This is a genomic window from Kamptonema sp. PCC 6506 (genome assembly GCF_000180455.1).
Classification (GTDB): Bacteria; Cyanobacteriota; Cyanobacteriia; order Cyanobacteriales; family Microcoleaceae; genus Kamptonema; species Kamptonema formosum.
This window is the reverse complement of record NZ_CACA01000067.1, coordinates 1-7,910: the sequence shown is the minus strand read 5'-3', so window position 1 is coordinate 7,910 and position 7,910 is coordinate 1. Positions and strand designations below refer to the sequence as shown.

Sequence of the window (7,910 nt, the reverse complement as noted above, 5' to 3'; positions counted from 1 at the left end):
ATTCACCAATTTTCTTCTGCCTAGAGTGACAAACTAGGGGTAATCCGAGAAAATAGCTCTCCCGTAAAAGAATTTGGGCTATTGAAGAAGTTTCCTGGTGCTGCTAAAACATCTTCCCTAAACAAACAAAACCCGCGAAGGCGGGTTAGGGAGTCCGTAGATGCGGACGTTGTTTATGTAGACGCGATCTTCAATTAGTTTCGCACTCAAGCACTTTTCAACCAATTCTTGTACAAGTTTTCTTTAACCATACTTTGCCTGAGCACTTCGACTAGATACTCTTGAGCTTGCTCTAGACTCAGGTGCTTGACTTCATCGCGCAAAACTTGCAGTTTGAATTGTTGTTCTAAGCTAAGACCTGTGGGCATTTCCATAGTTCACTCCTCCAATCTATAAGGGAGATATTTTAAGAACGACGTTGGCTTGGGTTCTTTGTATCCCCTTAATTGTAAATTATAGTTACATAGTATTGACAATCTGTCCAAAGTAAACATTTTTGGACTTATCTATGTAGCAAAAGTACATCTAAGTGTGTATGGCCCTATCATAAAAGGGTGAAAACCAGGCAGGATGAGCCAAAGGAGCTAGTCTAATGGACGCAATGGAGTTTTTTCAAAGAAGTGCTGGCCTGTGGCGATCGCAGCGCAGCATCCATCACCTTGCCTTCCGACAAGCGGAATTGGGAGATTCAAATATAGAGGTGACAGCGCTGGCGGCGGACGATCCGCGAGTCGCAGAAATCTGCGCGATGCACGAAGTTGAGCCTACTCAGGCGGCAGGTGGTGCTTTTGTGACTTGGCACGGGTCAATGGCCTGGGACAAGGAAGACGAAAATCACAAGGGGTCTACAGTGTTTGCGATCGTACCCGATGCAGAAAATCCCAGACAAGGTTTGATGCTGCGAGAGCGCGGCTATGCGGAAATCATGCCCGTAGCTGGACGCTATGAGATGGATGCTGAGGATGGGTTGGTCTTAATTACAGAATACGAAACCATGAGCTCGATCGAGCGCTTCTGGTTTACTAACCCCAATGTGCGGATGCGGACAAGCTCAGTCAAACGCTTCGGCGGCTTTAGCACCTCTACTTTCTGCACGGAAATCCGGGTGGAACCAGAGTCTCAGGCAGATGCTCCTCCACAGGATGAAGTCGCAACAGAGCAGTTTTACTCCGCTCTTGGCTGGTAGGGAAGAGAGAATGGGGAGTTTTGAGTTTTGAGTTTTGACTGGCAACAGTCAGAAATTCCCCCTTCCCCTCTGTCCCTCTGTCCCTCTGGCTTCTTGCCTTTCTACCCCCTACCTCCCCTGTCTGCCAACGTCAAAAAATGTTAAAGATTGTTGCGTAATTTCAGAAAAATAAGATTTAGATTGCTAGAATCCCCTACCCTGTAATGATGGCTAGTTGTAGCAATACACTAGCTGTTGATAAAACTAGCGGCGAACTTAGGCTGTTAACCTAAGTGGAGTAAGTTCAGTAAAGGGACTTTGACATCCCTAGCTAGAGCAACTCTCTAAGTCGAAATGAATCCCCGTGTCTTCAGAGCGGGGATAGTCAAAGTGTCAACAACTTCTGAAAATTAAGATTACGGAGATTGTAACGTGGCGCTTCCTTTATTAAGCTACAGCCCTAAGAGCCAAAACCAGCGTGTTTCTGATTTTGAAACCCGGAGCGACGAGCAGCCCAGAATTTTTACAACTGAAAATGTCCTGAGTTCAGGGGACATAGAAGGTTTGATTTGGGCCGCCTATCGCCAGATTTATAGCGAACACCAGATGCTGAAAAGCAACCGCCAGGTAGCCTTGGAATCGCAACTTAAGTGCGGCCAAATTACGGTACGGGACTTCATCCGGGGTTTAGCTACTTCCGATCCCTTCCTGCGTCGGAATTATCAAACCAACAGCAACTACCGCTTTGTGGAAATGTGCGTACAGCGCATTTTAGGTCGCGATGTTTACAGCAATCGTGAAAAGATCGCTTGGTCAATTGTGGTTGTCAACAAGGGGCCCCAAGGTTTCATCGATGACTTGCTCAACAGCGAAGAGTACCTGAACATCTTTGGCTACGATAAGGTACCTTATCAGCAGCGGCGGGTGTTGCCCCAACGGAATGTAGGGGACACACCTTTTAACCTGAAAACCCCTCGCTACGGTGAATACCACCGCTCGCAGTTGGGCTTCCCGCAAATGATTTGGCAGACAAGCGTGCGTCGTTTTGTTCCTCAAGAACAACAGGCAAAGGCTGGCGATCCGTCGCAGTATTTGAATATGGCACGGCAGATGCCGGTACCTGCGGCTCCGCCGTCGCGAGTGCCTTTGGCAAATCTCAATATCGCAACTACGGTTCCTTACCGCCGCCGATAAAATTTGCTCTTGCTTGCCAGATTCCAGAGCGCCAGAAAGCTAACTGAATCTATCAGATGTGACTTTCTGGATTTTGAGTTTTGAGTTTTGAGGTTTGAGTTTTTGTTAACTCAGAATCCAAAACTCAGAACTCATAATTTTTTAGAGGGGCTAGGGGCTAGGGAAAGAGGGAAAGAGAGTCAATAGTGTCAGCCATAAGCGAGTGTCCTAACTGTTGTGACGGTTGCTATATCATCTAACGCGGTTGATTTAAAAAACGCCCCGCCAACATCATCGCATCTCCAATATCGACATCATTATCGCCATCGGCATCTAAAAAGGAACTCAACAGCGAATTTTGGCCTTGCTGCGGATCTTGAGCATTACTGCCCATTTGCAGTAAATTAAGTACCAGAGGAATCAAGACAGGAATCATAGCTTGAATTGTCCCCGGATCGATACCTGTTCTTTGAGCGATCGCCTCAGTAATTTGCGTTACCTGGTTAGAATTAAATAAACTCTGAACGGCTTGAATATTGGGAGTTGTACCGCTGTATTGATTGACAATTGCTTGAGCTTGAGCGTTACCAGACTGCGATCGCACATCTTGCAAAGCCGAGCGCACATAACCCCCTAACATCGATACTGCCATTTGAGCCATTCCCGGCTCAACACCATAGTTATTGCTCAGTTGTTGGACAGTACCAACAATATTATCCAACTGATTTGGACTAGCCTGCTGATTTGGATTGTCGATCGCGCCCAAAATTTGATCGAATAGTCCCATAGTTTCAACCTCCCTGTCTCATTGCTAAATTCTAGAGTATTTACTCATTAAACCCTTTACATCATAAATCATTATCTTTCTGACTTTAATCAAATTAAAGGTTTGAGAATTGAGGACTAAACAATTCCTCTATGAATCGCCCCTCCTCCACTTCTTAAACAACTCCGGCGTAACTAACCCTTGAGGAAAAAATATCGTCCCCAAAACAATCAACAACCCAAAAATAATTAACCGCCCATCCCGCAAAAATTGCGCCAACCAAATCGGTAAACCCGCCGTAGCTGCCAGCGCCCTCAAAACCTCCGGCAAAGCCGTAAACACCATCCCCCCTAACACCGGGCCTAAAAACGTTCTATTCCCACCAATTAACACCGAAGTTAAATAAATAATACTAGCATCAAAAGTACCTTGACGAGCATTCCAAGTATTAAGAAAGTGAGCGCTAACCGCACCCACAACCCCCGCCAAAATCGCACCCAAAGTAAAAGCTAAAACTTTATAAAAAGTCGGATTAATCCCAATCGCATCAGCCACCAATTCATCCGCACGAATAGCCGCAAAAGCACGACCTACGCGGATACGTTCAAGGCGATAAAGAAGTGCCATACTTACTAATAGTAAAGGCACTGCAACCCACAAATACTCAATCGGTGTGCCAAAAGGTTGAGGAATCCCAAAAATCCCCACCGCGCCCCCAGTGATATCCAAATTTAGCGATAAAACCCGCAGAATTTCTACAAAAGCAATCGTTGCAATTGCTAAATAAATTCCCCGCAATCGCAAAGCAGGAACCCCTACAAAAATTCCCAAACAACCACTGATAATACCAGCAATTAACATTTCCAACAACAGGAACGGCAAAGGAAATAAATTGCCTGTTTGCTTAAATACCGTAGTAGAAAGAATTGCGGCAATATAACCACCCAAAGCATAAAAACCAGGACTAGCTAAAGATAATTGCCCAGTCATCAACGGCAAATAAAGAGATAGCCCTAGCATTGCCCCTAACAGCATTGAAACAATTAAAAACCCGTAAGTAGCAAAAAAATCAGCCATTTATAATGTATTTGTTATTTATTAACTGGTAATTTTGGTCAAACTTCCCTCTTCCTTCTTCCCTCTTCCTTCTTCCTTCTTCCTTCTTCCTTCTCTAAACCTTCTGAATAAACCGCCGTCCTAACAAACCCTGTGGTCTCACCAAAAGCATAACAAACAATATAGCAAAAGCCGCAGCATCCTTATAAGCAGAAAAATCCGCAGGTACAAAAGCCTCGACTAACCCAATTACAAAACCTCCTAAAACCGCCCCAGGAATACTCCCCAATCCCCCAAGTACAATTACTGCCAAACCCTTCAAACCAAAAACAATCCCAAAGTATGGCCCTGCAATACTCACGCTAGAACCCACTAAAGTTCCCGCCAAACCCGCCAAAAAACTGCTCACAAAAAATGTCAAGACAATATACCTATCAGTGTCAATACCTAACAAACTAGCCGTAATATCATCTTCAGCTACAGCTTGCATCGCCTTACCAAACTTAGTAAAGTTTATCAGGTAAGTTAAGATAGCTACAATCACTATAGATACCCCAAAAATCACCACCTGAACAGTGCGAATTGGAATTGGTTTATCCAATGTTCCAAAGTTAATTGCCGCAGGTAAATTCCCATAAGTATTAGCAGGAAATGTGTAAATTTCCGCTCCAACCAGATATTGAATGATATTCGCGATCGCAACAGCCACCCCTAAACTAGAAACCACTGTCAATAGCGGGTCAGATTGTCGTTGGCGTAATGGTCTAAAAGCAATCCTTTCGATCGTAACCCCAACCAAACCAGCTAGCGTGCTGCCAATAATTAACGCTCCAAAAAAAGGCAATTGCACAGGCCCTTTAGCATTAGCTAGCAACCCATTAAAACCAAAAGTTCCCCCCATTAGCGTATAGGTGAAATAGGCCCCCAACGTAAATACAGCACCGTGAGCAAAATTAATAATTCCCAGAATAGAAAAAACTAGCGTGTAGCCCAAAGCAAAAATAGCATACACGCTGCCAATCGATAAACCATTGAGAAATTGTTGAATAAATTGAGTGATGTCCACATTCCCTCTTTTACAGCGGAGACTTTTCTTCAACAATTGCCGCAGAAAATTCTTTATAATTTGCTTCTACTTTGTTAAAATATGCTTGAGCATAATCCAACAAATAACTCTGCCATTGAGAAACATTTTCCGCCCAATAAATTAGCTCATCTGCGATTGCCGATCCTTGACGACCACTACTGCGTAGCTGATTCCAAGCCGTTATTTGCCCCATCGTTTTCAGCACCTTTTCTAACCGCCCTAACTTCCCATTCCATTGATCTAAACTCACCTTATCTTGAGTAGGCTGTAACCCCCGCAAAACAAATGGTTTGCCCTCCATTTCTACTGGTGAAACCCAAGATTGCGGCATAGCTTCCATCCGCTTTTGGATATTAACAATTCTTTCAGCTTCATTAACCCATTTAGGTTGTGGCAACTTTAAATAGGGAGTCAGAGAAGATGGGAGTGCTTGTTTGATATCGAGCAAATAGTTATCGTCAGGAGAACCTTTCCCTTCAACTAAGATCGCATAGCGCTTTACTCCTAAACTGCCAGTTCCAGCAATTCGTACTCCCACATCCAATACCTCAAAAAAATCAGGGTTTTGCTGCTTAGCTGCCCAATTTTTTACCAAAGATTCAAGCAACAATCGCTCATCTGAAGATACAGAAGCCGTGCGTTTATTATCAATAATAAAACGACGTTTGCCTTTTTTCTCTTCCGTCCGCCGATCCAAAAAATCTTTCCGACGGCGTAGTTTCAAACTCTCTAATAAATCTGCAACCATCCCCTCAGCCGTCGCCGCCTCTACAGTACGAGCAGTTCCTGATGCCAAAGCATCAGTATAAGCCTTGAGAAAGCAATGACACAAACTAATTGCTTCCGATTGATTTACTCCTAGCGTACCCGCACCGATCAAAATGCTAGTAAGAAAACGAGTTATTTCCCAAGTAGCAGGAGCTAAAGCCCCTTCATCAAAATCGTTGATATCAAAATAGACTAGCCGATTATCACCCTTGTAGCTGCCAAAATTTTCCAGGTGCAAATCACCACATATCCAGACAGGCGGCGCATCATTCAGCGGGGAATTTATAGGCCAATCTTCGTAAAATAAATGACAAGTCCCACGAAAAAAAACAAAACTATTAGAAGCCATTGCTTTGTATTTCAACAATAACCGCTCTGGGTTGCGTCCTTGATTAAATTGCTTAATTCGCTCTAGTACTCTATCAGTCATGATTTTTGTTCCTTGATTGCTTACTCTCTTTTGGCTGATTTCAAAAATTTGCTTACTTCAAAAATACAAATTTTCCATTAACTCCATCTGCATCCATTTTAATCTGTGCTACGTAAAATGCTTTCTGATTGATTTCTCCTTGAGGCGTGAAAGAAATTTCACCCAAAGGCGTGTCATATTTCCCAATCAACAATTGCGAATTCAAATTAGTACGCAAATCGGCCAAGGGCTGAGCAGTAATGTTGGATTTAGCATTTACAGCTTTTAATGCCTCAACAAAAACCTGAACTCCAGTGAAAGCTTGAGCGCTAAATTGAGGAGGTTCTTTCTTAAATTGGCTACGATAAGCCTCTCGGAACGCTTTGTTAACTTCATTTTCATGCTCAGGGCTATAGGCTTGAGCAATCAAAACACCATCGCACAGCGCTTTACATACTGACAATACATTGGAAGTATTTAAACCATTACCACCAATGATAATCCCTTTATAACCAAGTTCTCGCAACTGTTTAATTAAGTTGCCCCCATCGGCTGCCAACCCAGAAATAATAATCAAATCTGGTTGCACGTTAATAGCATTAGTTGCTTGGGATTGAAAGTCAGTATCAGTAGTCAAGAATTTTTGCACCGTTGTCAATTCTAGCCCCTTATCTTTGACAGTTTTCTGAAAAGTTTCAGTCTCAGATTTACTAAAAGCATCATTCTGTGCAAAAAACACAGCCACTTTTTTAATGTTGGGATTTTGCTTAAGGGCCGCTGCGATCGCATTGGGGGCTACCACCGCCACAGGTGCCGAGACGCGAGCTATATATTCACCGATTTCTGGAATACCTTTAGCTGTGTTAGAGGGGGCTAATACTGGCACTTTGGCGCGATCGGCAATTGGATCGGCACTAAAAGCTTGCTGGGAAAGGGTGGGGCCAACAATACCCACAACTTTATCCTGATTGATCAGAGTTTGAAAAGCGTTGATTGCGCCCTGTTCATCCCCCCCCGTGTCTTGGAACACCAATTTAATCGGAATCCCATCAATCCCACCCTTGTCATTGAAATATTTTTCTGCAATTTTCGCGCCCGCAACTTCCTCCTGACCCAGTAAAGCAACGTTGCTGGTTTGTGCCACCCCAATCCCGATGGGAATGGCTGAAGCCGCTACAGGTGAAGAAGGGGAGGTTGAAGTTGTGGGAGATGTTGTTGTGGATGTTGAGCTTGTGTTCGCTTGACCACAGGCAATCAGCAGTGAAGCACAGGTAGCAAACAAAGTGAAGGGATGAACAGCAGGCTTTTTCATAAGCTCTAGGTAAAACACATATATGTATGTCGCCATATTTTACCTAGCTAAGGGTTCAAACCAAGATCGGAACCAAGATCGGAATAAAGGAAGAGAGGGGTAAAAAGGGAAAAGAGAGAAAATGTAGAGAATGGTTGCGATAATTCCCAGCCAGCTCAGCGGGTAGAAGCCTTA

The 7,910-nt window shown here is 43.9% G+C and carries 8 protein-coding genes; 2 read left to right on the top strand and 6 right to left on the bottom strand.

Annotation, left to right across the window (positions count from 1 at the left end; all coding sequences use genetic code 11):
• Nucleotides 1–206: 206 nt before the first annotated feature.
• Nucleotides 207–374 (bottom strand): NblA/ycf18 family protein, encoded by a 168-nt coding sequence (locus OSCI_RS03340; RefSeq protein ID WP_007353443.1) that lies wholly within the window; start codon nt 372–374, stop codon nt 207–209.
• A gap of 218 nt (nt 375–592) precedes the next feature.
• Here OSCI_RS03340 and OSCI_RS03335 point away from each other — a divergent pair, with 218 nt between their 5' ends.
• Both OSCI_RS03335 and OSCI_RS03330 read left to right on the top strand, forming a co-directional pair.
• Nucleotides 593–1,186, top strand: a complete 594-nt coding sequence (locus OSCI_RS03335) for a phycobiliprotein lyase (RefSeq protein ID WP_007353442.1) — start codon at nt 593–595, stop codon at nt 1,184–1,186.
• 411 nt (nt 1,187–1,597) lie between these two features.
• Nucleotides 1,598–2,359 carry a phycobilisome rod-core linker polypeptide gene (locus OSCI_RS03330; RefSeq protein ID WP_007353441.1) on the top strand — a complete coding sequence of 254 codons (762 nt, stop codon included), beginning with the start codon at nt 1,598–1,600 and terminating at the stop codon, nt 2,357–2,359.
• Between the two features lie 235 nt (nt 2,360–2,594).
• Here OSCI_RS03330 and OSCI_RS03325 read toward each other — a convergent pair whose 3' ends face one another.
• The 5 genes from OSCI_RS03325 to OSCI_RS03305 all read right to left on the bottom strand — a co-directional run bounded on the left by OSCI_RS03325 (nt 2,595) and on the right by OSCI_RS03305 (nt 7,736).
• Nucleotides 2,595–3,125: a DUF937 domain-containing protein gene (locus OSCI_RS03325; protein ID WP_007353440.1), complete on the bottom strand. Its 531-nt coding sequence runs from the start codon at nt 3,123–3,125 to the stop codon at nt 2,595–2,597.
• Nucleotides 3,126–3,254: 129 nt separating this feature from the next.
• On the bottom strand, nt 3,255–4,181 hold the full coding sequence (locus OSCI_RS03320; protein WP_007353439.1) for a branched-chain amino acid ABC transporter permease: 927 nt from the start codon (nt 4,179–4,181) through the stop codon (nt 3,255–3,257).
• A gap of 94 nt (nt 4,182–4,275) precedes the next feature.
• Complete coding sequence (locus OSCI_RS03315) at nt 4,276–5,226, bottom strand: branched-chain amino acid ABC transporter permease (protein ID WP_007353438.1); 951 nt, start codon at nt 5,224–5,226, stop codon at nt 4,276–4,278.
• Nucleotides 5,227–5,236: 10 nt separating this feature from the next.
• Nucleotides 5,237–6,445, bottom strand: coding sequence for a DUF2252 domain-containing protein (locus OSCI_RS03310; RefSeq protein WP_007353437.1), 1,209 nt, complete (start codon nt 6,443–6,445; stop codon nt 5,237–5,239).
• Nucleotides 6,446–6,497: 52 nt separating this feature from the next.
• Complete coding sequence (locus OSCI_RS03305; protein WP_007353436.1) at nt 6,498–7,736, bottom strand: ABC transporter substrate-binding protein; 1,239 nt, start codon at nt 7,734–7,736, stop codon at nt 6,498–6,500.
• Nucleotides 7,737–7,910 lie beyond the last annotated feature (174 nt).